The organism is Lactobacillus isalae, from assembly GCF_947539375.1.
In the GTDB taxonomy this organism is placed as follows: Bacteria; Bacillota; Bacilli; order Lactobacillales; family Lactobacillaceae; genus Lactobacillus; species Lactobacillus isalae.
In genome coordinates, this window is sequence record NZ_OX443569.1 from 2,000,431 (window position 1) to 2,024,503 (window position 24,073).

Sequence of the window (24,073 nt, forward strand, 5' to 3'; positions counted from 1 at the left end):
ATTATAACAATAATGCTACTGTAAGGCCATCTTAGTAAGGATGAAGGTGAAAAAGATGAATAAAGAAGTTGAGATAAAAATTACTAGTGAAATTCATCAAGAAGATGATTCAGCAATTTTTGAACGTGACGGCTTAGGAACAATTGAAAAAATTGCTGGTGGCTGGCGTATAAAATATAATGAAAAAAATAAAGAAGGCGATGTCGAAGTAAAATTATTAGTTAAACAAAATGAGTTAGTAATGCAGCGCGGAGACATCAAGGGCGATCATACACTAATGAAATTTGAGCCAGGAGAGAAGAAAAAATGTAAAATTATGGCTGCTGGTAAACAGATGAATTTAGTATCTTTGACCAATAAATTAGATTTTTCAAAAATTTCTCCAGGAAAGATGCAACTAAAAGTTGAATATGATCTCTTTTCTGGTCTATACTTAGTAGGTAACTATGCAATAAAGATTGAAATAATAGATCTTTAGCAAATTTAGATAAATTGATTACGTGAAAGGACGTGCCACTGTGGGGTTAGATGATTTTAAAGGCCAAAATAAAGACGAATTGTCAATGATCGAAGTTGCTCGTGCAATTTTACAAGATAGCGGCAAGCGAATGGCCTTTGCTGATATCGTTAACGCCGTCCAGAATTTTCTGGGTAAGAGTGACGAAGAAATTCGTGAGCGTTTGCCACAATTTTACACTGATATGAACACTGATGGTGAATTCATTTCAATGGGTGATAATGTTTGGGCATTGCGTTCTTGGTTCCCATATGAATCTGTTGATGAAGAAGTAAACCATCCAGAAGATGAAGATGATGTTCCACGTAAGAAGCACCACAAGAAAGTTAACGCATTTATTGGTGATTCTGACGATGATGACATTATTGACTACGATTCAGATGATCCAGAAGATGAAGATTTGGACGTTGATGATGACGATAATAATGAAGATGATTATTCAGATGATGATCTTGATGATGCTGATGACAATGAACTAGATGATGGTATCGAAGGACAACTATCTGAACTTCATCAAGATGATCTCGATGACGATGATGATTAAAGTACTTGACGGAAAGAGAATTTCCCTTTAGTATTTTGTATGGGCACTCTATGTGCATTTAAGCTCCCATGAATTTGGGAGCTTTTTTTGATTTTAACGAAGAATAAAAGAAAAGAGAGGAAGCACGGCATGACAAAGTATATTTTTGTAACTGGTGGAGTTGTTTCATCATTAGGTAAGGGTATCTCAGCTTCAAGCTTAGGACGTTTACTTAAGAATCGTGGTCTAAAGGTTACGATGCAAAAATTTGATCCTTACATTAACATTGATCCAGGTACAATGAACCCATATCAACACGGTGAAGTTTACGTTACTGATGATGGTACTGAAGCCGATCTTGATTTGGGACACTACGAAAGAATTGTTGACGTTAGAACAAGTAAGTATTCTAACGTGACTACAGGTAAAATTTACCAAGAAGTACTTGATAAAGAACGTCGTGGTGACTATCATGGTGCAACTGTTCAAGTGATTCCACATATCACTGACATGATTAAGAAAAAGATTATGCGTGCTGCCTTAACTACTGATTCAGATGTAATTATTTCTGAAATTGGTGGTACAGTAGGTGATATTGAATCAACTCCATTTATGGAAGCCATTCGTCAAATGCGTCGTGAAGTTGGTGAAGAAAATGTAATGTATATTCACTGTACTTTAGTACCATACCTTCACGCAGCTCACGAAATGAAGACCAAACCAACTCAACACTCTGTTGCTGAATTAAGGAGTATTGGTATTCAGCCTAACATGCTTGTTTTAAGAGCTGAAAAGCCAGTACCTCAAGAACTAAAAAATAAAATTTCTACTTTTACTGATGTCCCAGTAGATAGAATTATTGAATCTATTGATGCTCCTTCACTCTTTGACTTACCACTTGCTTTCCAAGATCAAGGGATGGATCAAAAGGTTTGTGATTTCTTACATTTAGAAAGTCCAAAACCAGAAGCAGATATGGAAGCTTGGAAGAAACTTGATGAACGTGCAAAGAACTTAAAGCATGAGACTACAATTACTTTAGTAGGTAAGTATGTAGAACTTGAAGATGCATATATTTCAGTTACTGATGCTTTGCAACACGCAGGTTACTTATACGATACCAAGATTAAAGTTAATAAGGTCCAAGCAGAAGACATTACTGAAGATAACATTGCAGACATTATGAAGGATTCAGATGGTTTAATTGTACCTGGTGGTTTTGGTACACGTGGACTTGAAGGAATGATTACTTCAATTAAATACGCTCGTGAACATGATATTCCATTCTTAGGTATTTGTTTGGGAATGCAAATGGCAAGTGTTGAATTTGCTAGAAATGTACTTGGATTAAAAGATGCAAATAGTGCAGAAGCTGATCCAGAAACTAGGGATAATATTATTGATATCATGGCTGATAAGCGTGATGAAGAAAATATTGGTGGAACTCTTCGTTTAGGTTTGTATCCAGCTACATTAAAGAAGGGTACTAAGACTCGTGCTGCTTACGATGATCAAGATGTTATTCAAGAAAGACACCGTCACCGTTACGAATTCAACAATGACTATCGTGATGCATTTGAAAAGGCTGGTATGGTATTTAGTGGAGTTTCACCTGATAACCACCTAGTAGAAATCATAGAAATCCCAGATAAGAAATTCTTTATTGCTGCTCAATACCACCCAGAATTTTTGAGTCGTCCACAAAGACCAGAAGGTTTATTCAAGGCATTTATTGGTGCAGCTAGTGGTCTTCCAGCACAACATTTTAATTAGGCTTTTCAAAAATTAAATTTCGGTAACAAGAGGGCCATAATATACGGGTTCTCTTGTTTTTTTTACGTTTTTCATTTAATATATTTTGTGATACATTTGGGTATTACAAATAGAGAAAAGGATTGTTTCCCCAATGAAACAGATGATTATTCATGGTGGAAAGCCCCTGAAGGGCGACGTATGGATTGGCGGTGCGAAGAATTCCACTGTAGCACTGATTCCAGCGTCAATACTTTCGCGGACTCCTGTTACCCTAGAAGGGGTTCCGCGGATTGCTGATGTAGATAATTTGATGGATCTACTTAGTGAAATGGATGTAAAGTGTGATTTTCATGAGACTACTTTACAAATAAATCCAGATGACATTAAGCGTAGTCCCCTTCCAGCAGGAAAGATTAAGAGCTTGAGAGCTTCTTATTACTTTATGGGTGCATTATTAGGTCGTTTTGGTAAAGCTGTAGTGGGCTTTCCAGGTGGCGATGATATTGGCCCTCGTCCTATTGATCAACACATTAAGGGTTTTGAAGCGTTAGGCGCAACTGTTGAAAATGAGAACGATCAAATTATTATCACAGCTCCTAAGACTGGGCTTCGTGGTGCAAAAATTCATTTAAAGATGCCGTCTGTCGGCGCAACAATGAACATAATTATGGCTAGCGTGATGGCTAAGGGACAAACTATTATTGAAAATGCAGCTAAAGAGCCTGAAATTATTGATTTAGCGACATTTTTAAATAATATGGGAGCCGTTATTCGTGGTGCTGGTACTGATGTAATTCGAATCGAGGGGGTTGAGGAGTTAAATGCTCAAACTCCGCACACTATTATCCCTGATCGAATTGAAGCTGGAACCTACGTGGCTTTAGCTGCATGTATTGGTGATGGAATTAGAATTCACAATATCATTGAAGAACACCTTGATTCGTACTTGGCAAAAGTAGAGGAAATGGGTGTAGTAATTGACTCTGATGAAGATTCACTGTATGTGTATCCAGCAGGTGACTTAAAGATGGTTCAGGTTAGAACTGACGTCTATCCAGGTTTTGCAACTGACTTGCAGCAACCACTTACTCCGCTTCTTTTAACAGCTAAGACTGGTGAAGGTGTAGTAATTGATCAGATCTATCCTAAGCGAGTAGGACATATTCCTGAACTTCAAAAGATGGGTGCCAATATTCATGTTGAAGATAACATCATCTTAGTTCATCCAACTCATCATTTACATGGAGCACACGTCAGTGCTGGTGAAATCAGAGCAGGAGCATGTTTAATGCTTGCTGGTTTAATGGCTGATGGCGAGACTATCATTTCAAATGCAGGTAATATTTTGCGTGGCTATGATAGAATTGAACAAAAGTTGCGTCAATTAGGTGCAGAAGTATCTGTAATTGATGTTTAAAGTTTTTGAATAAAGTAAAAAGGACTTGGAAAATTCCAAGTCCTTTTTATGTGGTTTTAAGAAAAAATTTTAATTAGTGTTGTACCTCAATTTTTTCTGGTGCAGCAGGGATAGGCTGCTCTTCTAAGCCAGATTTTCCTTTAAATAGGAGGTTGAGGATAGTAGCACTTAAGCTAGCTACAACAATACCATTTCCAAGGAATAACTGAATAGTTTCAGGTAAAGATTGGAAAACTTGCGGATAAACGGTAACACCTAATCCTAAACCAATAGAAATAGCTACGATTAAGATGTTGCGAGTATCATCGAAATCAACTCGCTTGAGCATCCGCATTCCTTGGACGGCGATCATAGTGAACATTACTAGCATTGCACCGCCCAAGACAGAATCAGGAATAATAGTTACTAAAGCACCAAATTTTGGTAATAAACCCATTAACATTAAGAATCCAGATGCCCAGTAAATAGGTCGTTTAGTAGTGATGCCTGATAATTCAAGCAAACCAACATTTTGAGAAAAAGTAGTATATGGGAAAGTGTTGAAGATACCACCGAGAATTTGAGCTAAACCCTCAGCACGGTATCCTTTCTTAAGATCATCACTTGAAATATCTTTGTGTAGCAAGTCACCGATAGCAAAGAAGACACCGGTTGATTCAACCATTGAAACTAGTGCAATGATAATCATGGTTAGGCTAGATGACCACTCAAATTGTGGCATACCGAAATAAAATGGTTGTGGTAAGTGAAACCAAGAAGCTTGTGCAACTGGGGTTAGCGATACCATCCCAAGCGTACTTGCAATTAAGGTTCCTGCAATTAATCCAACTAAAACGGCAATTGATTTGATGAATCCCTTACCCCAAACCTGTAATGCCAAAATAATTGCTACAGTTATAAAACCAGTTAAAAGATTTTTAGGATCACCAAAGCTCTTAGCAGCAGAATTTCCTCCACCGAGATTTTGAATAGAAACTGGAATTAAGGAAAGACCAATAACTGTGATTAAACTTCCTGTTACAACGGGTGGAAAGAGTTTCTTTATTTTTGAAAAATAACCAGCAACTAAAAATACGAAAATACCTGCTACAATAATAGCACCGTACATTGTACCGATAGTAAATTTTTTACCAATCATTTGAAGTGGAGCGACTGCTTGAATTGCACATCCTAAGACAACTGGCAAGCCAATTCCAAAGTAACGATTACGCAAGAGTTGAAGTGCAGTGGCTAAACCACACATAAAAATATCAATTGAAACTAGGTAAGTCATTTGTGTGGAGTTAAATTTTAATGCTGTACCAATTAAAAGAGGAACAGCGATAGCTCCGGAATACATCGCCAATAAATGCTGCAATCCTAATAAAGCTGCTTTTTTGTGGTTAACTTGCATATGCTTCATTTATTTTTCTCCTACAAAATGTACTTGATTATTTTCAAAGTTAGCAATTCTAGCTAAAGCTTCAAGGCGATAACCATGTTCTTTAACCCAGTCGCTACCACCTTGGAACTCTTTGGCTACCACCACGCCGACGCCTGCTACAGATGCATCTGCTTGTTTGGCAATATTAAGCATTCCCTTAACAGCCTCACCATGTGCTAAGAAATCGTCGATAATTAATAAATGGTCATCACTACTTAAAAATTTCTTTTCAACACAAATTTTATTGTTAACCTTTTTGGTATAAGAAAATACGTCAGCCCAGTAAACTGCATCATTGAGAGTAGATGGCTTTTTCTTTCTTGCAAAAACCATTGGAACGCCTAATTGATAAGCTGCCATAATACCAGGTGCAATTCCTGAAGCTTCGCAGGTAAGAACTTTAGTGATTTTTTCGCTTTCAAATAAACGTTTGAATTCTGCTCCTACTTGCATCATAAGTTCCGGATCGACTTGATGATTAAGAAAAGAATTAATTTTTAAGACGTCACCGTCTAGTACTTCACCATCTTTGCGAATCCGTTCCTCAAGTAATTTCAATTTTTTCCTCCTGCATAAAAAAGACTTCTTCTACCCGTGAATTAGGGTAAAAGAAGTCTATTGCAGTGCTACTTATGACATCGATTACCTATAGTCCAGAATTAATTGGTTCCGGGTAGAAACTGTCGACCTTATTACGACGATATATAGATATTTTGATATTTAGAGTGTAGCAGAATCATTTTCCGAACACAAGTGCCTTTTTATGGATAAATCATTCTGAAACTGCTTTTTTCTTTTTTAAAGAAAGAATTGCTTCAAGAATTCCATATGTAATTCCAGCAAGTGGCCAAATAATCCAGCTTTGACTCCAATTTTTGCTAATGAAACTATAAGTAAGATAGATAAAAGAAATAGTCATCCAAAAAATAGTGGCATATTTTTCAATTATTTTTTTATTGGCTTTTTTCTCAGTAGTATAGTCTTCTATTTGCAAAATAATATTAAAACTATCACGAACAATATTAGTTTTGACTAAGAAAAAGACACCAATTCCTACAAGAAAAATCGTAGCAGTTGAAAGACCAGTCATTAGGTCATCGATTCGGCTATTTGAAAGAGACCCAATAAATAAAGATCCCGTCATAAGTGGAATGGCAGATAAAATACAGAAAGTAATGCCAATAATTTTTAGAACTAGGTGCTGATTTTCATATTCTTTACTTGACTTAAGAACTTGCTCTTTTGTTTCTTTAGAAAGATTACATTCTTCATACTCGAAATTTTCGTGAACTTTTAGCCAATGATTTCCCGCAATAAAGAGAGCCACAGCTGCTGCAACTAGAAGTATTAAAACAATTACGCCAATTCCTGTCGCAAAATTAATCGATGAAGTTAAGATATCTAATCTTGTTAGACTGATTAAGATTAATAAAGTAATTGGCGAGAAAATACATAACATGACGCCAATAGCAATTAACGTAGAACTGCGTTTTCTAGCGGATAAGAAATCTTGAACCGAAGATTGAGATAAGTAGTTTTTTTGAGACATAAGTATCACCCTCTTTTGTATATAAAAGCTGAATAGTATAGTTTTATTTTAATTTTATATAACAAATTATCAAAGTGCTATTTTGCTGCTTGTGAAGTTACTAAGAAAAATTAATGATTGACCAATTGAATTTTTCTTAGTAAAGTTTCTAGTAAATAGGGATGAATTGTTTTTAGAAGGAGAAAATTGTGGCTAAGACTAATCTAAATGATTTTGACAAGATTATCGTGCTTGATTTTGGTAGTCAATATAACCAATTGATTACTCGTCGAATCCGTGATTTTGGTATTTATTCAGAACTTTTGCCTCATGACTTGAGCATTGACAAGATTAAGAAAATGGCACCTAAGGGAATCATCTTTTCAGGTGGTCCAAACAGTGTTTACGACGAAGGTGCGTTAAAGGTTGATCCTGAAATCTTTAAGCTTGGTATTCCAATTTTAGGTATTTGTTACGGAATGCAGCTAATGAGTTACGACTTGGGTGGTAAGGTTGAAAAGGCTGATAATTCAGAATACGGCCGTGCTGATATTGAAGTAACTGATCCTAATGCAGTATTATTCAGCGGCTTACCAAGAGAGCAATACGTTTGGATGAGTCACGGTGACTTAGTAACTAAGGCTCCAGAAGGCTTTACTGTAACTGCTAAAAGTAAGAACTGTCCAATTTCTGCAATTGCTAACGATGAAAAGAAATTCTATGGAATTCAGTTCCATGCCGAAGTTCGTAATTCAGAATATGGTTTAGATATTTTGAAGAATTTTGCATTTAATGTTTGTGGCGCAAAAGCTAACTGGACTATGGATGATTTCATTGACATGCAAGTTGACGAAATTCGTGAAAAAGTCGGCGATAAGAAAGTTATCTTGGGTCTTTCAGGTGGTGTTGATTCAAGTGTTACAGCAACACTTTTGCACAAAGCAATTGGAGATCAATTAACTGCTATTTTTGTTGATCATGGTATGCTTCGTAAAGACGAAGGCGATCAAGTAATGAAGGCTTTGAATAAGGATCTTGGCGTTAATATCATTCGTGTTAATGCCCAAGAACGTTTCTTGAATAAGCTCAAGGGAGTAACTGATCCTGAACAAAAGCGTAAGATTATCGGTAAAGAATTTATTGAAGTCTTCAATGAAGAGGCAAAGAAGTTAAAAGATGTTGATTTTTTAGCTCAAGGTACTTTATATACTGATGTTATTGAGTCAGGGACTAATACTGCTCAAACAATTAAGTCACACCATAACGTTGGTGGACTTCCGGAAGACATGCATTTTGAATTAATTGAGCCTTTACGTAAGTTGTTCAAGGATGAAGTGCGCGTTCTTGGTGAAAAATTGGGTATTCCACATGACTTAGTATGGCGTCAACCATTTCCAGGTCCAGGTCTTGGCATTCGTGTATTGGGTGAAGTTACTGAAGATAAACTTAAGATTGTGCGTGAAAGTGACGCAGTTTTACGTGATGAAGTTAAAAAGGCTGGATTGCAAGAATATATTTGGCAATACTTCACAGTACTGCCTGGTATCCGTTCAGTTGGTGTTATGGGGGATGGACGTACTTACGATTACACTATTGGTATCCGTGCTGTAACTTCAATTGATGGGATGACTGCTGACTTTGCTCAAATTCCATGGGATGTTTTGAGCAAGATCTCTACTAGAATTGTTGATGAATGTGATCACATTAATCGCGTAGTTTACGATATCACCAGTAAGCCACCTTCCACTATTGAATGGGAATAAGCGGACAATGTAATTTGAATGGTAAACCTTGATTTAAAAGCATTTAAAGGAATGAAACCAGCTCAAAAATAATAAAAAAAGATAAGGTTGTATGCCAAAAATATAAATAGGGATGCATGGTAAAACCTTTGTAATAGCAGTAATTGGAGAAGATGATATTTGATTCGAAGAAGTATCATGTTTGCCAAAGTATGCCAAAATAAGAAGCCTTTAGTATAAAAACTAAGGGCTTTTATTCATGTAATTGATTATACTTATTTCCCCATTTTTCCATTTCTAGAATTAATGGAGTAAGAGTTTTACCTAATGATGTTAATTGATAACTGGTTTTAGGCGGCACGGTTGGAAAGATCGTTTTAGCAATAATTTGATCGTTTTCTAATTCTTTTAATTGCAGTGATAACATTCGTCTTGAACAATTAGGCATCAACTTCTGCAATTCATTGAAGCGACAGTTCTTTTCTTTGATTAAATGATAGATAATTACGCTTTTCCATTTGCCTGAGATAATTTGAAGTGTGCTTTCAACAGGACAACCTTCGGCACAATTATAAATATGATGTGGCATTCTCTCACCTCGATATAATAATTCATTTTAAATCTTTATATTGGATCGAGCTAGGGAAGAATTTGTTACTTAGTAAGAAAAAATTCACTTCTTGTTTTTATTTATATTCCACTTACAATTAATTAGCAAATAGAAAAGGAGATAAAAATGAAAGCAATTGGATTTAAAAAACATTTGAAAATTGATGATCCTGAAAGCCTGATTGACTTTGAAATGAAAAAGCCTACTGCTAAGGGACATGATTTGCTGGTAAAAGTAAATGCAGTATCAGTCAATCCAGTAGATATTGGAGTAAGAAAAGGAGGACATTCAGTTTTAAAGACTCCAAAAGTAATTGGCTGGGATGCATGTGGTGTAGTTGAAGAAGTAGGATCTAATGTTAGCCTTTTTAAACCTGGTGATCGTGTATTTTATGCAGGTTCATTTATTCGCTCAGGTAGTGATAGTGAGTATCAACTGGTTGATGAAAGAATAGTTGGTCATGCTCCAGAAACTTTAAAAGATAATGAAGCAGCCGCAATGCCTTTAACCTCTCTTACCGCGTACGAAGCCTTATTTGAACAAATGGATTTAACCTGGAATCAAGAGAATAATCAACATAAAACAATTTTAATTATTAATGGTGCTGGAGGAGTAGGGTCTGTTGCAACTCAACTAGCACATTTAGCAGGGCTAACAGTTATTGCTACTGCATCTCGCCCAGACAGTATCAAATGGACACAAGATCATGGTGCTGATTATGTAGTAAATCACCGTGAAGATTTGGTAAAACAAGTGAGAAAATTAGGTTTCAAGTATGTTGATTATATTTTGGAATTAAAAGATTTAGATGGTCACTGGAAAGAAATGTGTGAATTAATTAAGCCTGAAGGACACATTGTTTCAATTACTGAAAACTATCGTCCAATTAATTTGAGATTGTTAACTAAAAAGAAAGCACACTTTTCATGGGAATGGATGTATACAAAATCCTATTATCAAACAGATGATATGATTACTCAGCATGATATTTTAGACAAAATCGCGCAAATGTTAGATAGTGGTAAACTTAGATGCACTATGACTAAGTCATTAACACCTTTGAATGCAACAAATTTACGCAAGGCTCATAAATTAGTGGAAAGTGGTCACATGACTGGAAAAGTTGTGATTTCTGACTGGGAGAATAATTAAGATAGTTCTTACAAGCATTAATTGTTTGCCAGTGACCATTAGTTTACAAGCTAGGGGCCTTTTTTTGCTTTTTTAAGACTAATGCTAGACTGGTAGAAATTAATAAAAACAATGAATAGCATTTTAATTATTTTTAGTTGTGTTAATCACTATATGTTTACAAACCTAGTGTAAAATACACCAAGCAAAAAAAGCCCCAACTTACGTTGGAGCTTTTTTCTATAACCAATCTTAACTACTGTCTTAATTAGCTAACGGGCTAACCGTTATTTCCTCATGACTCATATTAGACTTTTTATGAAAGAGAATCGATTAGTTTAGTTAGTATTGATATAAAAGTATTGATTCTTTGATTATCAGAATATCATTCACTGTGTCGATTGAATCTTTGAAGAAGACGATTTCCTTCCCTAACTCTGTGTTCTGCTAACTTTTCTATGGCACTTCAGATTTAATAGGCTTTTTATAGTGTTTAATTAAATTCAAGCTTATTTGCTTCATCGATCTTAGTTAGGAAAGATGAAATATCAGTAATAATATCATTGGTGTATGAAACATTAATCAGATTAGCCCAATTTTTTCTAAGGAAATAGTCGTCAATGTCGTATCTAACTTTAGTTAAGTATTTGTAGCTAATAAATAGTAGTTCAGAAAAAATCAAATTACGTTTTTGTGGCTGCATAACGAAATCCAGTAATAGATCTTTTCCAGAACCCTTAATAAAGTGAAAAAATTCGCAATTGATATGTCTAATCGGATGAAAAGGATATAAGATTTGAGAACTTAGTACTTGTTTTTCAAATTGTTTAAGTAGTTTTTGGTCTTTTTTACTAATTTCATAACTATTGTTATGTAGATTAATCATTGCATATCAAGTCCTCTTCTTAGTTTTGCAACTAAAGTATATAAATTGAAAAAAGTAAAAACAATGAATGTTAACTAAGTTGAAAAAGAAAAACTTTTTATACTAAAAGTAAAAAGTTATTTTACTTTTGACATAATATTTTTAATAATTAAGAAATAAAAAGTTACAGACAGTAAATATTCAAGAAAGAGAAGTGAGGAATTAGTTTGAGCGATATTAGGGTACAGAATACAAAGAATAATTTAAGTGCTGCTCTTTTAAGCTGTTTAGAAAATAAAAGTGTTTATGAGTTAAAAATAAAAGATATTATTGATAAGGCTGGCGTAAGTACTAGAACGTTTTATCAATATTATTCTGACGTACATGACTTACTAAGAGATACAGAAGATAGCTTTGTTGCAGAATATCTAAAAAATGTTGAAAAAGACCGTGATTCATTAGGTGATCTTGATCTAGACATTCCTTTCGAGGATCAGTTAGAAAATATTTTAAATGCAACAAAAAATACTATTGAATTTTGTTATGCAAATAAAAAAGAAATTCAGATTTTACTATCTGATAATGGTGATATGCACTTTTATAATATGATTTTCCACACTGGTTGTGAGGAAATTATGAAGCGTATGAGCCAGATGAAGCATATTGATGAGTTAAAGATGAACGAAAAAGAAGAAATGAGAATGATGATTAGTATCCAGGTATTTGTTCATAGTATCATTGGAATGGTAAGGGTTTTACTTGAATACAGCGATAGGCTGGCTCCATATGATGTTCGTCAAAGTATACTTACATTCTTACGTGAATCACCGATAGCTTCCATGAATATGAATAAAAAATAGATAGTATAAATAATTTATAGTATATTAGGCTGACCTACACGATAGTTGGCTTTTTTACTGGCAATTGAGAAATAATTGTACTTAAATATGAGTAGCATGAGAATAATAGTAATTAAAAAACTCAGTTTTAGGGGATACGTCAATGAAAATAGAAATTCCAACTATGAATGGATTCATTCCGGATTGCTACAGTAAATTTGCTAATGAAGATCAAAAAATTGAAGGGAAGCCTAGTAGATCTTTCCCAATTTTTATTACTGATGCGTCTGATAAGGCAAAAACTTTAGCTGTGTATTTTAGAGATTTTGATTCAGTTCCAGTCTGTGGATTTACTTGGATTCACTGGTTAGCTGCCAATCTTCCGGTTCAAGATGTTCCAGCTAATATTAGTCATTCTAAGAATAGCAGCCTTGATTTTGTCCAAGGAAATAATAGTAATATTAGCAAGTTTTTGAGTGAAAATTCTGGCCCAGTTGAGGGCTATACAGGTCCGATGCCTCCTGATAAGACGCACTATTACACCTTAACCGTGTATGCATTAGATACAAAACTTGATCTAAAAGAAGGTTATTGGTTAAACGACTTTTTGCGTGAAATGGAAGGTCATATAATTGACAGTGCGACTATTTCAGTTCCAAGTAGAGCAAAGTAAAAGTCAAAATCAAAATTACTAATAAATATGCTATAATTTAGATAAAGAAAAAGGAGATCATAAGATCTCCCATGCAGCCCGCTTTAAGAGCGGTGGCTAAAGTTATAAAGTTGACAGGCGCCTACTCAATAAACTCGCCAAAGTTATGAATTGAGCGGCGTTTTTGTTTGTTTTTTGTTGTGATGATCGATATACGTCAGCAAAGCTAACATAAAGGTACCAAACAACAGCATCAACGAGATAGCTTCGTATACGCTCATTAGACTGAACCCTTTCCAATTGATGTCGGACCATAGGCCTCGCCTCCAGGAGGAAAAACAGCCACCGATCATAAAACTTTCTGCAGATATAATTATAGCGAAAATTTGTTTGCAACAGAATATAGACTAGTGAAAAAGCTCGCGATTAATTTCGCGGGCTTTTACTATTAAACTTATTCTGCTTTTTCCTTAATGAAAAAATATGTAAATAGACAATAGATTACAATTCCTAAATAAAAAACATTCGTAGCGCTAAAATTAGGTTCAATAAATCTACTAACAATGTAATCTATACCTAAAATACAAAAAATATAGATCCAGCTTCCGTAAACAAATAATTTGTGTAAGTTAGACGGCAGATGCTTTCTGTATTTAATTAAAAGAGAAAGATACCGAAGTTGCGCTATATAAGATATAAAGAAATATGTGGCGCCACTGAAAATTGAGAAAGTTATTCCCCAGGCAATAAGAGACACTGTCCCATTAGAGTTGCTGAGACCACTCATTACTGGTCCAATAATACCTAAGACTGCTAGGATGCAGGATAAAACAAAATATTTATCATTAGTATGGTGAAATGATTGAATAGTAGACTTTAATCTCTCTTTCTCTTTCATAATGTCAAAATTTTGTTTATTTAACTGCTTAAATTCACGCATAATAAGAAAACTATAAACTAGAAGACCACATGCAATTGCAAGAACTACAATGGTTGCAGCAAATCCAATAAGGGAAATGATTAATTGCATTTTATCACTGGCACCTATTAGGAACCCTGAAAGAGCACTGCAAAAACTAATACATGCTGGACTGAAGATAGCAAGAGCTATTGCCAAAGCACGTAATTGTGAACTCTTTTTGGCAGTAGACAAATATTTTTGAACTAATTCATCAGGTAAAATAGGTAATTTATCTTCTGCGGGAATATCTACTGTTTTAATTTCAAAAGATGGAGCACCACTTTTTAGTAAATAATCTGTGGTGACGCCAAATAATTCTGATAAGCTAACGATTTTTTCGATATCGGGAATTGATTGATCGCTTTCCCATTTTGAAACGGCTTGGCGACTAACATTCATTTTTTCAGCTAAGCCTTCTTGAGAAAGATTATTCTTTTTTCGTAATTCCGTGATTTTTTGACCTAATCTCATATGGATTGTCCTTTCCTTGTTGATTGATTTCAATTTATTAAAAATCGCGGTTGCAGACAACCACTTTTTGATTGCATTGTAGGCAACTAATAGTTGCGAGAGGAAAACTTATAGTGATTAATCTTAGTTAAGTAAGCTATTCTCTGGTGTTGTGTAGAATTTGTGACACCACCAAAATGAATCCAATGTCGATCTTGCATCCCTAATTGCTTTAGAGTTTTGTTAACAAAAATTCGTTTAATACCATTTCCCAAAAAGAGTTTGACATAAAAAGTTGGTGAAGTTGAAGTGGTGAGGACATAAGTATGTTTAATGTTAGTTAATTCGCCGTGAATACCAGTTTTGCTTACAGTATGGGATAATCCTTTTCCTTCTTTCATAACTTTATCAATAAAGCCTTTAAGCATTGCCGGGATACTATTCCACCAAAGTGGAGTAATAAAAATTATTGCGGAAGCTTCTCTTAAGTAATTTAAGTATTTTGTTACTAGAGGATCATGAGTTTTACCAGTATGAAATAAACGTAATTCTTCTTTGTCATAAATAGGATTAAATTGTTCTTGATACAAGTCAATTACTTTAAAGCTTTTATGCTTATGTGCTAAATTTGATTTTACTGATTCTAAAATTGCATGGTTAAAACTGTTTTCATAAGGATGACAATAGATGATTAAGAAATCCATTTTAATCTTTTCCTTTCAAAAGTTGATCTAAAGTGTATTCCACTAATTGTGCGTCATAGCGAGTAATTTTATTTTTAATTAGTAATGCATATCCTTGAATAAAGGACCAGATTTGAATAAATAAATCTTGATCAGAAAGAGTAGTTGATGAATTAAGATTAGTAATTAAAACTTTTACTTTCTGCAAAAAGGGATATTGATTAGCATTTGAATATAAATCTAGTGCTGACAATTGGTAGAATAAGAAGTCCATTTGGTTGGGATGCATAGTTATAGACTGACAAATATATTTAGCGATAATGAGTAACTGTTGCTTAGATGAATAATCTTCATTTAATGGGATCTGCTCAATAAATCGTTTAGATAATTGGATTACTGTTTTTTGAAATAGTTCATTTTTATCTTTGAAATGTCTATAAAAAGCACCTGTTGTAAGTCCCAGTTCCTTTGTAAGTTTGCGTAAACTTAAGTTTTGATACCCATTAGTGTCGATTAGATGAATGGTTTGATTTATAATTTTTTCTTCGGTTGTCATTTTATCTTCTTTCTTGATAACAGAGTTATCTTTTTAGGTCTATAATAACACTGTTATCATGACAACAAAAGATAAATAATTTGTTATAATACACGCTAAGGAAAGTAAAAACACAATTCGGTTGGTAGTCCGAATGTATGATTTATTCATATCAGTAACCTTCCCTCCTAGGATGTCCCTCTTTCCTCTTATTTTTAGGAGGGTACATAGTGATTAAAGGTGTATTAACTATTATTTTTGATGAACCATTCTACAAAGCAATTTTTGAGCGATTCGATGGTACTCAGTATAAAGTGGCTCAAGTTAATATGGGAACTTCATTGCCAACGATGCCAAAAATAATTAACTTGGTGAATGAGCATTATTCTGACTTACGATTTAGCAAATCAACTCTAGATCAGGAAGTAATGCATCATATTAACCCCAAAAGAGCTCAAAGATTAGCGCATAAAGAAGTTCGGGAACGTGGAATTGGTACTAAAGCTCAACAAGCTTTAAAAAAGCAATTTGAGAAATCGAAAATAACTAGAAAAAAGATGAATAAAGATAAAAAACGTGAAATGCAAAAAGAGCGCTTTTTACAAAAACAAATTAAACGTCGAAAAAAACATCGAGGTCATTAATCAACAAAAGCTCGCAATTAATTTGCGAGCTTTTGTTGATTAATATGCTATAATTTAGATAAAGAAAAAGGAGATCATAAGATCTCCCATGCAGCCCGCTTTAAGAGCGGTGACAAAATTATAGTTTTGGCAAACGCCTACTCAATAACTCGGTCAAAAGTTATGAATTGAGCGGCGTTTTTTATTTTTTGTTGTGGTTATCGATATATGTTAGCAATGCTAACACAAAAGTACCAAACAACAGCATTAACGAGATAGCCTCGTATACGCTCATCTGGCTGAACCCTTTCCATTTGATGTCGGACCATAGGCCTCACCTCCGGGAGGAAAAACAGCCACCGCTCATAAAACTTTCTGCGGATATACTTATAACGAAAATTTGTTTGCAACAGAATATAGACTAGTGAAAAAGCTCGCGATTAATTTCGCGGGCTTTTTGTGTACAAAAAATTATTCTTGGCCAAAGCAGCTAAATTAGATAGTGAAATTTCAGTAGGATTGATTAACCAAGTAGAAAATGCATTCCATAAACTACCGACACTTAAAAGAGCAATATATTTCATTTGGATTGAATTATATTCGTTACCTTGGTAAGAAATAGAGGGATGCTGGTTGTGAAAATCCATGAAGTACTGTGGAAAAATAGAATTGAATTTGTTTAAAATTACCGACGATAGATTTGCATTAACTAAAATAGTTAATTGGGGAATGTATCGTTTCCAAAATTCAAAAAGTAAAGTGATCAGATCTTCATAATTTTGGGGATTCTCTTTATTAGCATAAGTAACCCAATCATTAAGTAACTGATCAATATATGTATTTAATAAATTTTCTTTATTTTTAAATAAACGATAAAAGGTCTTTCGTGACACACTTGCACCAATAGAAATATCCACAATCGTAATTTCAGAATATGGTTTTTCCTCTAATAGTTTAAAAAAGCTTTTTAAAATTTTTTCTTTATTTTGCTTGGACATTCTATTTCTCATCGCCTATTACTCCTAATTTTGACACACTTCTATTTAAAGTGAGACACAATTTAAGTTTTCACTGAATCTATTGTCAAATGAAAAATTTCCTCGTATGGTGATAGTACAGTTAATGTCACACGTGTGTCAATAATTTTTAACTGTAAATGACATGGTTAAAACTGGAGGGAAAAACAATGTCAAAGACAAGAAAAATTATTGGCTTTGTTGGTTTAATACTTGCAATGTTCATGGGAGCACTAGATGCAACCATTGTTAATATCGCTCTGCCTGATATCATGAAAGACCTAAAAACAGGTTTAACGGATACTAGTTGGGTAGCAACAATTTATGTTTTGGCAATGGCAGCATTTATTATTACTGCTTCTAAGTTAGCAGATATTTGGGGTCGAAAGAAGGTCATGTTAATAGGAGTTGTTCTATTTGGTGGTTTCTCTTTCGCCTGTATGACAGCTAATTCATTGAATCTATTAATTATTTACCGTTTCTTTCAAGGAATCGGCGGTGCAATTTTAACCCCAATTGTTTTACCAATGGGTATTGAACTATTTGGTAAAGAGAATACGAGTAAGATTACTGCGTTAATGGGAGCTTTTAGCGCCTTAGCTGCAGCTGGCGGTCCTGCTATTGGCGGTTTTATTATTAATTATGAAAGTTACCATTGGATCTTTGGGATTAATGTTCCGATTGCGATTGTTGCTTTCTTAATGATCTTAATTGGAACAAATGAATCATATGATGAGACAATCAGTAAATCTATTGATTGGTTAGGTGTAATCTTTTTAACTGCATTTATGGGCTCTCTATGCTTTGGCTTGCTAGAAGGTAAAGAATATGGCTGGACTTCAAATATCATTGTAAGTTGCTTTATTGGTAGTCTGATCAGTTTGATTTTATTTATCTTAGTTGAAGCTAAAGTTAAATCACCTGTTGTTAATTTGAGTTTATTTAAAGAAAAGACATTTTCATCATCTTGCATTATTTATATGGTCTTTGGTTTTGCTATTATTGGACCATCCTTGATTTTGAATTATTTCTTACAAAACGTGAAGAATTATTCTGCATTACATTCCGCTTATTTAATTATTCCAGCATCATTGGCAATTGCAGTAGGGATGCCTTTAGCTACTAAAATGTATAAGACTGTTAGTTCTAAGATGTTAATTGGAATTGGCTTAGTCATTACTGCTGGTGGTTTGGCTATGCTGGGTATGATTAAAATCAATACTAACCAGGATATAATTGTTAGTTGTAATATTATCATTGGTATAGGACTTGGCTTTACGGCTATTGCTTTGACATCATCAGTTAAGTTTTTACCTGTACAAAAAACGGGTATTGGTTCAGGAGTAGTCAATGCAGCTAGATATGTTGGTCAAGCAGTAGGGATGGCTTTATTAGTTACTCTACTTAATAACAATGTTGTGAATGCAAAAGATAGTATTAGGGATGTTGCATACACTCAAATTAGAGAAAAGAATCTTTCTCCTGAGGTTAAAAAAGTGGCTCGTGAACAAATTAAGATTGTTTTTAAGAATTCTAAAAATGATAACAAGATCAGCAGCAAGCAAAAACAAATGAAAGCTAAGATTAAGAAGGCTGCTAAAAAGACGATTGATTTACCTTTACCTAAAGCAGGAACAACCTACAGAAAACTATATTCAGCTAATAACAAGTTGAATAGTGGTACTAAGAAATTAGGAGCACTGCCACTTCCACAATTAAAACAAGATGTGCAGCTTTTAAGTAAGGGACGTCAAAAGATGGGAACGGCCATTAAATTACTAGCACAAAAGCAGCAATTAGTTTCTGCGTTAGATAAAATTAAATCTAAGAAGAACAGTGAGCTGGCAAATGCTTTTGCAAAGGTATTTAATCTCACTAGTCTCTTAACGATTATTTGGCTACCTTTATGTTGGCTGACTGATCGAAAAGAGGATATTGAATATTGCTAATTTTCCATCTTTGATAATAGCATGGTAATTCTAGTATAATTTCCTCTAAGGAAAGTAAAAACACGATTCGGTTGGTAGTCCGAATATATAATCATTAACTTTATATCAGTAACCTTCCTCCTAGGATGTCCCTCTTTCCTCGCAATTTTTGAGCGATTCGATGGTACTCAGTATAAAGTGGCTCAAGTTAATATGGGAACTTCATTGCCAACGATACCAAAAATAATTAACTTGGTGAATGAGCATTATTCTGACTTACGATTTAGCAAATCAACTCTAGATCAGGAAGTAATGCATCATATTAACCCCAAAAGAGCTCAAAGATTAGCGCATAAAGAAGTTCGGGAACGTGGAATTGGTACTAAAGCTCAACAAGCTTTAAAAAAGCAATTTGAGAAATCGAAAATAACTAGAAAAAAGATGAATAAAGATAAAAAACGTGAAATGCAAAAAGAGCGCTTTTTACAAAAACAAATTAAACGTCGAAAAAAACATCGAGGTCATTAATCAACAAAAGCTCGCAATTAATTTCGCGGGCTTTTTTGACAAATATATTATAGTTTAGATGAAATAAGAAGATTATAAGATGGCCTTGTTTAGTCCGTTTTAAGAGCAATGAGTAGCACTTTTATTTAAAATTCTTAAGTGACTAAAAATTTTTTTAAGATAAGATGCTTGATTTTTATCCAACAAATATGAAGAAAATATGCGGATGAAAAAGATAAAATCCAAGTGCCAAAAAGTGTCAAAATAGAATGAGTTTCTGCATGATACTGCATATTTAATCTACGCCAAATCAGTTGGTTCCAGAAATACATTAGATAAATAAGCGCGATATGCGTAAACAGCCAAGAAATGAAAATTTTTTAAGCTTTTTTGAGAATTTTTCTTAACCTGATGTAAATAGAAAGCAGAAATTAGTGCGATTACCCTTAGACAATAAAATGTCATTGATGGTTTATAGTAGGGGGCATTATTGAAATTAACCGGATGACCAAATCTATGTAATTCAATATTGGTCCAGACAAAACAACCAATAAAAAGCAGTGCAATTAGCCACCATACTTTAGTAATAAACTTATTGTAATAATGTTTAAACTGCCATGCTAAAACTTCGTAGACCCCATAAATAAAGAAGAAAATAAAAACACGATCTAGTAAATACCAATCGTGTTCATGAATACCATGAAAAACATAATAATCATAAAAATAAAGCCATGCGAAGTAAAAAAATAAAAGTAATAATAGCTACAATAAGTCCTCTTTTACCATTGTGCTTAACGAAATAACTAATTGCCCAAAATAATGGCATAAGAATAATAAATTGGAGCATCATTGTGTTATACCATAAATGCGGTGCGGCATTACCATTAATAAATTGCCAGCAAAAAGAAGCTAAATTATGATAATGATTTACTTGTTGGAGCCATGGCATTCCTAGTAGGTAAATTAAAGTCCACCAGAATGTTGGTACAAATAGGTTTGACCAACTATTACGTAAATAATGAAAATAAGAGAATTTTCCATGTTCGTCATTAGTTCGAATAGTCGTATACAAAATACCGAAGATGAAAGCTGGGGCCGTGTACTTTACTAAATTATAAAAGATGCCAAAGATATCTTGAATAGAATTTGGTTGGAAAGTTTTCATGATTAGGGACATAATCAGTTGTGACATAACTGCTGTACAAGCAAATACTTTTAAATAATCACCGATATCAGCATTAGAATTTGATGTTTTCATTTATATATTTCTAAATAATTGTAACTATTTTGAATTAGGATAATTTTTATTTCCACCATAATTATATTCAAAAAGGAGTTATCTTTGTAAAGTATCGTTGTAAGTAGATACTAGTAAACTATAGTAAAATTATTGATATGATAAAGTTAAAAGAGAAAACTTATATTAAGTAAGGTGGAAGAATTTTTGAAAAATAAAAAAATTCTAAAAAGAGTTAATTATTGGGTTGTGATTGGAATAGTTTTAATAATAGGTATGGGTATTTATATATGGTGGAATAATTCTAAAAAGGAAGCCCCACATCATCAATTAAAGCCCCAACCCGCTGTAATTGATAACACTAGTACTCGGCCCGCTTCTTACACAACTAAAGAATTCAAAAATTTATTATCCCAAAATTACCCCGATATTTATAAAAACTTGAATTTTAAGCAAAAACCAACTTTCTATGTGATTCCTGGTTTGATTCAGTCAGCAGCAATTAAATATACTCCTCCTGATCGGGGACAACCAGGCATTGCATATGATATGGATCCGCAGGGATTAGCAATTATTGATCATAAATATTTAATTATTTCAGCTTATAGTAAAAGCAAAACATTTGATTCAGTTCTTTGGGTATTAGACTTTAAGACTGGACGTTTTATAAAAACGGTTGCCTTAAATAATATTGATCATGTTGGTGGGATTGCTTATGATGAAGATCACAAGCGTCTATGGGTAGCCACTATTAATCAAGAGCAACGGGCACAAGTTCAATCTGTAACCTTGAAAGAAATTATAGACTATAATTTAAAAAAGCAAAAAAAGCCGATTAAATTTGAACATGGTACTAACTTATCAGTACCTCTTCGAACATCATATATGACCTATCATAAAAATAAACTCTATATCGGCTACTTCGATAAAGTTCAAGGTGGTCAGCTTTTTGCGTATAAACTTGATAAAAAAGGATTATTCAAAAAGGATAAAATGCAGGATGGCTTAGCTCTTCCTAGCGAAAATTGGGCAACTTACTCTAAAATTCAAGGAATCAGTTTTGATAAAAATGATATTTTACTATCTACTTCATATGGTGATTTAAATTCTCAGCTGTTGATCTTTAAAAATAAATTGAATAAACCAAATTATAATCTTGATCTTTCAGAAGCGGATAAAACCATTCTTTTACCTCCATATATGGAACAAATTATCGGTAAAGATGGTGAAATTTATATGTTGTTTGAATCTGCTACAGCATTATATCGTCAAAATCCTAATTTGCTGCATATGGATCGGGTAATTAAGTTAAAAGTTAATTTTAAAGGTCTGGAAAATAGTAAATAAGCAATATAGTTATCAATAAGTAATTACATTTCTGCCGAAATATTAACTTTTTCTAAAAATTATTATAAATGAGAACATCCTTTTTCTTGGAGTGAAGATAATTAGCAAGGTGAAGAAGGACTTTAGGTTAAGAAAGGGTATGGCTTTTTTATACAAAACCATAAGTAATAAAAAGATCGTGAATTTGCGATCTTTTTATTTATTTGCTAATGTATTTGTATCTGATACATTAGCAAATGGAGAGGGAGATAAAAATGAAAGATACTAAATTTTCAGTAGCAATTCATATTTTGATTATGTTGGCTACTAGTAATCAATCTTTAAATTCCGATGATCTTGCTCAAAGTGTTGGTACTAATGCTAGTTATATTCGAAAGATTATGGCACTTCTAAAAAAAAGCCAAATTATTGCTAGTCAGCGAGGAAAATCTGGTACTAAATTATTAATTTCTCCTGATAGATTAACTTTGCTTGAAATTTATGAAGCAGTTGAAACGGATTCGCCGCATATATTTCAAATTCATCAAAATGCTAATCCAACTTGTCCAGTGGGAAGAAATATTAAACAAACAGTTTTCCCATTTTTAGAAGAAGCGGAAGAACAGTTACATCGATCATTAGCTCATGACACACTACAAGAGATAATTGAACGTCTTGAAGAGAATGAAAATAGGAGGAAAAATTATGAAAGTAGCACAATTGACTAAGTATAGTAAAAAAGATCCCCAAATTGAAATTAATTCAATTCCTCTTCCTAAATTGAAACCTAATGATCTTAAGATAAAAGTTACTTATGCTGGGGTCAATCCATTAGACAATTTAATTGCTCATGGAGATGTAAAATTAATTGTTCCTTATAAAGTACCAGTAAATATGGGTAATGAATTTGTAGGTAAAGTTACTCAAATTGGAAGTAATGTCAAAAAAGTTAAAGTTGGTGATCGAGTTTTTGCTCGTATGCCCCTTGATAAGATTGGTGCATTTGCTGAAGAAGTGGTAATTGATGCTAATGCTGTAGCCACAGTTCCTGAATATTTAACTGACAAAGAGGCTGCTACAATTCCTTTAACAGCTTTGACTGCGATGCAAGCTTTAGAGTTAATGCATGCTAAACCTGGTCAGACACTTTTTATTTCAGGAGGGACTGGAAGTTTTGGTGCAATGGCAATTCCAATTGCTGTTGCTAAAGGACTTAAGGTAATTACAACTGGTAGTGCTCAAAATAAAGAAAATGTTTTAAAGTTAGGCGTTAGTCAATTTATTGATTATCGCACACAAGATTATACCAAGTTACTATCAAATATTGACTTGGCAATTGATACTTTAGGCGGTAAGGAATTAGAAAAGCAAATGTCTATCTTAAAACCCGGTGGAATAATTGTTTCTCTTAAAGCAATGCCAACGGCAGACTTTGCAAAAAGAATGCATATGAGTAAGGCTAAACAGTTGCTTTTTAAGCTTGCTAGTCGAAAAATTGTACAAATGGCAAATAAGTATCAAGTTCATTATCATTTTATTTTTGTTCATGCAGATGGTAAACAATTACAAGAGGCGGCTGATATTCTCGCTAGAGCAGAGGTTCACCCGATTTATGGAGATATTTTTACCTTAGAACAAACTAAAGCGGCCATGGATAAAGTCGCACATGGTCATAATAAAGGTAAGGTATTACTAAAGATAGCGAATTAGTAAAAAGCTCGTACTTTGATATGAACCCCGAAATTCGGATAGAATTTCGAGGTTTTTATTTTGAAAAATATGGTGTTAATTTGTGTAAAGAAAAA

At 33.7% G+C, this 24,073-nt stretch carries 25 protein-coding genes, 1 pseudogene and 1 riboswitch; of the genes and pseudogenes, 14 read left to right on the forward strand and 12 right to left on the reverse strand.

What is annotated here, in order from left to right; genetic code table 11:
* Positions 1–55 precede the first annotated feature (55 nt).
* The 4 genes from QM512_RS09615 to QM512_RS09630 all read left to right on the forward strand — a co-directional run bounded on the left by QM512_RS09615 (position 56) and on the right by QM512_RS09630 (position 4,212).
* Positions 56–478 (forward strand): DUF1934 domain-containing protein, encoded by a 423-nt coding sequence (locus QM512_RS09615; protein WP_282805453.1) that lies wholly within the window; start codon positions 56–58, stop codon positions 476–478.
* A 40-nt stretch (positions 479–518) separates the two neighbouring features.
* The gene (gene rpoE / locus QM512_RS09620) at positions 519–1,061 is read left to right on the forward strand and encodes a DNA-directed RNA polymerase subunit delta (protein WP_003655719.1); all 543 of its coding nucleotides are present in this window, start codon (positions 519–521) and stop codon (positions 1,059–1,061) included.
* 129 nt (positions 1,062–1,190) lie between these two features.
* Positions 1,191–2,813 (forward strand): CTP synthase, encoded by a 1,623-nt coding sequence (locus QM512_RS09625; protein ID WP_282805454.1) that lies wholly within the window; start codon positions 1,191–1,193, stop codon positions 2,811–2,813.
* Positions 2,814–2,946: 133 nt separating this feature from the next.
* Positions 2,947–4,212: a UDP-N-acetylglucosamine 1-carboxyvinyltransferase gene (locus tag QM512_RS09630; RefSeq protein WP_282805455.1), complete on the forward strand. Its 1,266-nt coding sequence runs from the start codon at positions 2,947–2,949 to the stop codon at positions 4,210–4,212.
* Between the two features lie 73 nt (positions 4,213–4,285).
* Here QM512_RS09630 and QM512_RS09635 read toward each other — a convergent pair whose 3' ends face one another.
* The 3 genes from QM512_RS09635 to QM512_RS09645 all read right to left on the reverse strand — a co-directional run bounded on the left by QM512_RS09635 (position 4,286) and on the right by QM512_RS09645 (position 7,184).
* A complete protein-coding gene (locus QM512_RS09635) occupies positions 4,286–5,614 on the reverse strand; it encodes a nucleobase:cation symporter-2 family protein (protein WP_282805456.1) in 1,329 nt (442 codons plus the stop codon).
* Positions 5,615–6,193 carry a xanthine phosphoribosyltransferase gene (locus tag QM512_RS09640; protein WP_282805457.1) on the reverse strand — a complete coding sequence of 193 codons (579 nt, stop codon included), beginning with the start codon at positions 6,191–6,193 and terminating at the stop codon, positions 5,615–5,617. It abuts the gene before it with no gap.
* Between the two features lie 71 nt (positions 6,194–6,264).
* A riboswitch (purine riboswitch) is annotated at positions 6,265–6,363 on the reverse strand.
* A gap of 44 nt (positions 6,364–6,407) precedes the next feature.
* On the reverse strand, positions 6,408–7,184 hold the full coding sequence (locus QM512_RS09645; protein WP_282805458.1) for a beta-carotene 15,15'-monooxygenase: 777 nt from the start codon (positions 7,182–7,184) through the stop codon (positions 6,408–6,410).
* 188 nt (positions 7,185–7,372) lie between these two features.
* Between QM512_RS09645 and guaA the strand changes: the two genes are divergently transcribed.
* Positions 7,373–8,926 (forward strand): glutamine-hydrolyzing GMP synthase, encoded by a 1,554-nt coding sequence (guaA, locus tag QM512_RS09650; protein WP_282805459.1) that lies wholly within the window; start codon positions 7,373–7,375, stop codon positions 8,924–8,926.
* 232 nt (positions 8,927–9,158) lie between these two features.
* On the opposite strand, the gene QM512_RS09655 is transcribed toward guaA, so the two are convergent.
* The gene (locus QM512_RS09655; RefSeq protein ID WP_023599169.1) at positions 9,159–9,494 is read right to left on the reverse strand and encodes a winged helix-turn-helix transcriptional regulator; all 336 of its coding nucleotides are present in this window, start codon (positions 9,492–9,494) and stop codon (positions 9,159–9,161) included.
* Between the two features lie 147 nt (positions 9,495–9,641).
* Here QM512_RS09655 and QM512_RS09660 point away from each other — a divergent pair, with 147 nt between their 5' ends.
* The gene (locus QM512_RS09660) at positions 9,642–10,667 is read left to right on the forward strand and encodes a zinc-binding alcohol dehydrogenase family protein (RefSeq protein WP_282805460.1); all 1,026 of its coding nucleotides are present in this window, start codon (positions 9,642–9,644) and stop codon (positions 10,665–10,667) included.
* 472 nt (positions 10,668–11,139) lie between these two features.
* Here QM512_RS09660 and QM512_RS09665 read toward each other — a convergent pair whose 3' ends face one another.
* Positions 11,140–11,532 (reverse strand): hypothetical protein, encoded by a 393-nt coding sequence (locus QM512_RS09665; RefSeq protein WP_282805461.1) that lies wholly within the window; start codon positions 11,530–11,532, stop codon positions 11,140–11,142.
* Positions 11,533–11,738: 206 nt separating this feature from the next.
* Between QM512_RS09665 and QM512_RS09670 the strand changes: the two genes are divergently transcribed.
* Both QM512_RS09670 and QM512_RS09675 read left to right on the forward strand, forming a co-directional pair.
* Positions 11,739–12,371, forward strand: coding sequence for a TetR/AcrR family transcriptional regulator (locus QM512_RS09670; RefSeq protein WP_282805462.1), 633 nt, complete (start codon positions 11,739–11,741; stop codon positions 12,369–12,371).
* A 142-nt stretch (positions 12,372–12,513) separates the two neighbouring features.
* Positions 12,514–13,023, forward strand: coding sequence for a YbhB/YbcL family Raf kinase inhibitor-like protein (locus QM512_RS09675; RefSeq protein WP_282805463.1), 510 nt, complete (start codon positions 12,514–12,516; stop codon positions 13,021–13,023).
* A 143-nt stretch (positions 13,024–13,166) separates the two neighbouring features.
* Here the strand turns inward: QM512_RS09675 and QM512_RS10225 are convergent, their stop codons facing one another.
* The 4 genes from QM512_RS10225 to QM512_RS09695 form a co-directional block, all read right to left on the reverse strand.
* Positions 13,167–13,355: a putative holin-like toxin gene (locus QM512_RS10225; protein ID WP_317133738.1), complete on the reverse strand. Its 189-nt coding sequence runs from the start codon at positions 13,353–13,355 to the stop codon at positions 13,167–13,169.
* A 101-nt stretch (positions 13,356–13,456) separates the two neighbouring features.
* Positions 13,457–14,434 carry a helix-turn-helix domain-containing protein gene (locus tag QM512_RS09685; RefSeq protein ID WP_282805465.1) on the reverse strand — a complete coding sequence of 326 codons (978 nt, stop codon included), beginning with the start codon at positions 14,432–14,434 and terminating at the stop codon, positions 13,457–13,459.
* 86 nt (positions 14,435–14,520) lie between these two features.
* Positions 14,521–15,117, reverse strand: coding sequence for an NAD(P)H-dependent oxidoreductase (locus tag QM512_RS09690; RefSeq protein WP_282805466.1), 597 nt, complete (start codon positions 15,115–15,117; stop codon positions 14,521–14,523).
* Position 15,118: 1 nt separating this feature from the next.
* Entirely contained in the window at positions 15,119–15,652 is a 534-nt protein-coding gene (locus QM512_RS09695; RefSeq protein ID WP_282805467.1) for a TetR/AcrR family transcriptional regulator, read from the reverse strand.
* A gap of 209 nt (positions 15,653–15,861) precedes the next feature.
* On the opposite strand from QM512_RS09695, the gene QM512_RS09700 reads away from it, so the two are divergent.
* Positions 15,862–16,275, forward strand: coding sequence for a YjdF family protein (locus QM512_RS09700; RefSeq protein WP_282805468.1), 414 nt, complete (start codon positions 15,862–15,864; stop codon positions 16,273–16,275).
* 181 nt (positions 16,276–16,456) lie between these two features.
* Here QM512_RS09700 and QM512_RS09705 read toward each other — a convergent pair whose 3' ends face one another.
* Positions 16,457–16,549, reverse strand: coding sequence for a putative holin-like toxin (locus QM512_RS09705; RefSeq protein WP_080558334.1), 93 nt, complete (start codon positions 16,547–16,549; stop codon positions 16,457–16,459).
* A 145-nt stretch (positions 16,550–16,694) separates the two neighbouring features.
* Positions 16,695–17,264: a TetR/AcrR family transcriptional regulator gene (locus QM512_RS09710; protein WP_282805469.1), complete on the reverse strand. Its 570-nt coding sequence runs from the start codon at positions 17,262–17,264 to the stop codon at positions 16,695–16,697.
* A 176-nt stretch (positions 17,265–17,440) separates the two neighbouring features.
* Here QM512_RS09710 and QM512_RS09715 point away from each other — a divergent pair, with 176 nt between their 5' ends.
* On the forward strand, positions 17,441–19,219 hold the full coding sequence (locus tag QM512_RS09715; protein WP_282805470.1) for a DHA2 family efflux MFS transporter permease subunit: 1,779 nt from the start codon (positions 17,441–17,443) through the stop codon (positions 19,217–19,219).
* A gap of 144 nt (positions 19,220–19,363) precedes the next feature.
* Positions 19,364–19,726 carry a YjdF family protein gene (locus tag QM512_RS09720; RefSeq protein ID WP_282806472.1) on the forward strand — a complete coding sequence of 121 codons (363 nt, stop codon included), beginning with the start codon at positions 19,364–19,366 and terminating at the stop codon, positions 19,724–19,726.
* A 134-nt stretch (positions 19,727–19,860) separates the two neighbouring features.
* Here QM512_RS09720 and QM512_RS09725 read toward each other — a convergent pair.
* Positions 19,861–20,963: pseudogene (locus tag QM512_RS09725) on the reverse strand (acyltransferase family protein).
* Between the two features lie 186 nt (positions 20,964–21,149).
* Here QM512_RS09725 and QM512_RS09730 point away from each other — a divergent pair.
* The 3 genes from QM512_RS09730 (at position 21,150) to QM512_RS09740 (ending at position 23,978) form a co-directional block, all read left to right on the forward strand.
* Entirely contained in the window at positions 21,150–22,289 is a 1,140-nt protein-coding gene (locus tag QM512_RS09730) for a YncE family protein (RefSeq protein WP_282805471.1), read from the forward strand.
* Positions 22,290–22,543: 254 nt separating this feature from the next.
* A complete protein-coding gene (locus QM512_RS09735; protein WP_282805472.1) occupies positions 22,544–22,996 on the forward strand; it encodes an Rrf2 family transcriptional regulator in 453 nt (150 codons plus the stop codon).
* A complete protein-coding gene (locus QM512_RS09740; RefSeq protein WP_282805473.1) occupies positions 22,974–23,978 on the forward strand; it encodes an NADP-dependent oxidoreductase in 1,005 nt (334 codons plus the stop codon). The genes QM512_RS09735 and QM512_RS09740 overlap by 23 nt, the downstream gene beginning before the upstream one ends.
* Positions 23,979–24,073 lie beyond the last annotated feature (95 nt).

Bases quoted from the DNA above. Each gene is read 5' to 3' on its own strand.
- QM512_RS09630 (WP_282805455.1), top strand. From the start codon at position 2,947: ATGAAACAGATGATTATTCATGGTGGAAAGCCCCTGAAGGGCGACGTA.
- QM512_RS09740 (WP_282805473.1), top strand. From the start codon at position 22,974: ATGAAAGTAGCACAATTGACTAAGTATAGTAAAAAAGATCCCCAAATT.
- QM512_RS09705 (WP_080558334.1), bottom strand. From the start codon at position 16,549: ATGAGCGTATACGAGGCTATCTCGTTAATGCTGTTGTTTGGTACTTTT.
- QM512_RS09665 (WP_282805461.1), bottom strand. From the start codon at position 11,532: ATGATTAATCTACATAACAATAGTTATGAAATTAGTAAAAAAGACCAA.
- QM512_RS09635 (WP_282805456.1), bottom strand. From the start codon at position 5,614: ATGAAGCATATGCAAGTTAACCACAAAAAAGCAGCTTTATTAGGATTG.
- QM512_RS09735 (WP_282805472.1), top strand. From the start codon at position 22,544: ATGAAAGATACTAAATTTTCAGTAGCAATTCATATTTTGATTATGTTG.
- QM512_RS09715 (WP_282805470.1), top strand. From the start codon at position 17,441: ATGTCAAAGACAAGAAAAATTATTGGCTTTGTTGGTTTAATACTTGCA.
- QM512_RS09675 (WP_282805463.1), top strand. From the start codon at position 12,514: ATGAAAATAGAAATTCCAACTATGAATGGATTCATTCCGGATTGCTAC.
- QM512_RS09655 (WP_023599169.1), bottom strand. From the start codon at position 9,494: ATGCCACATCATATTTATAATTGTGCCGAAGGTTGTCCTGTTGAAAGC.
- QM512_RS09615 (WP_282805453.1), top strand. From the start codon at position 56: ATGAATAAAGAAGTTGAGATAAAAATTACTAGTGAAATTCATCAAGAA.
- QM512_RS09625 (WP_282805454.1), top strand. From the start codon at position 1,191: ATGACAAAGTATATTTTTGTAACTGGTGGAGTTGTTTCATCATTAGGT.
- QM512_RS10225 (WP_317133738.1), bottom strand. From the start codon at position 13,355: ATGATCGGTGGCTGTTTTTCCTCCTGGAGGCGAGGCCTATGGTCCGAC.
- QM512_RS09660 (WP_282805460.1), top strand. From the start codon at position 9,642: ATGAAAGCAATTGGATTTAAAAAACATTTGAAAATTGATGATCCTGAA.
- QM512_RS09710 (WP_282805469.1), bottom strand. From the start codon at position 17,264: ATGAGAAATAGAATGTCCAAGCAAAATAAAGAAAAAATTTTAAAAAGC.
- QM512_RS09685 (WP_282805465.1), bottom strand. From the start codon at position 14,434: ATGAGATTAGGTCAAAAAATCACGGAATTACGAAAAAAGAATAATCTT.
- QM512_RS09645 (WP_282805458.1), bottom strand. From the start codon at position 7,184: ATGTCTCAAAAAAACTACTTATCTCAATCTTCGGTTCAAGATTTCTTA.
- QM512_RS09695 (WP_282805467.1), bottom strand. From the start codon at position 15,652: ATGACAACCGAAGAAAAAATTATAAATCAAACCATTCATCTAATCGAC.
- QM512_RS09690 (WP_282805466.1), bottom strand. From the start codon at position 15,117: ATGGATTTCTTAATCATCTATTGTCATCCTTATGAAAACAGTTTTAAC.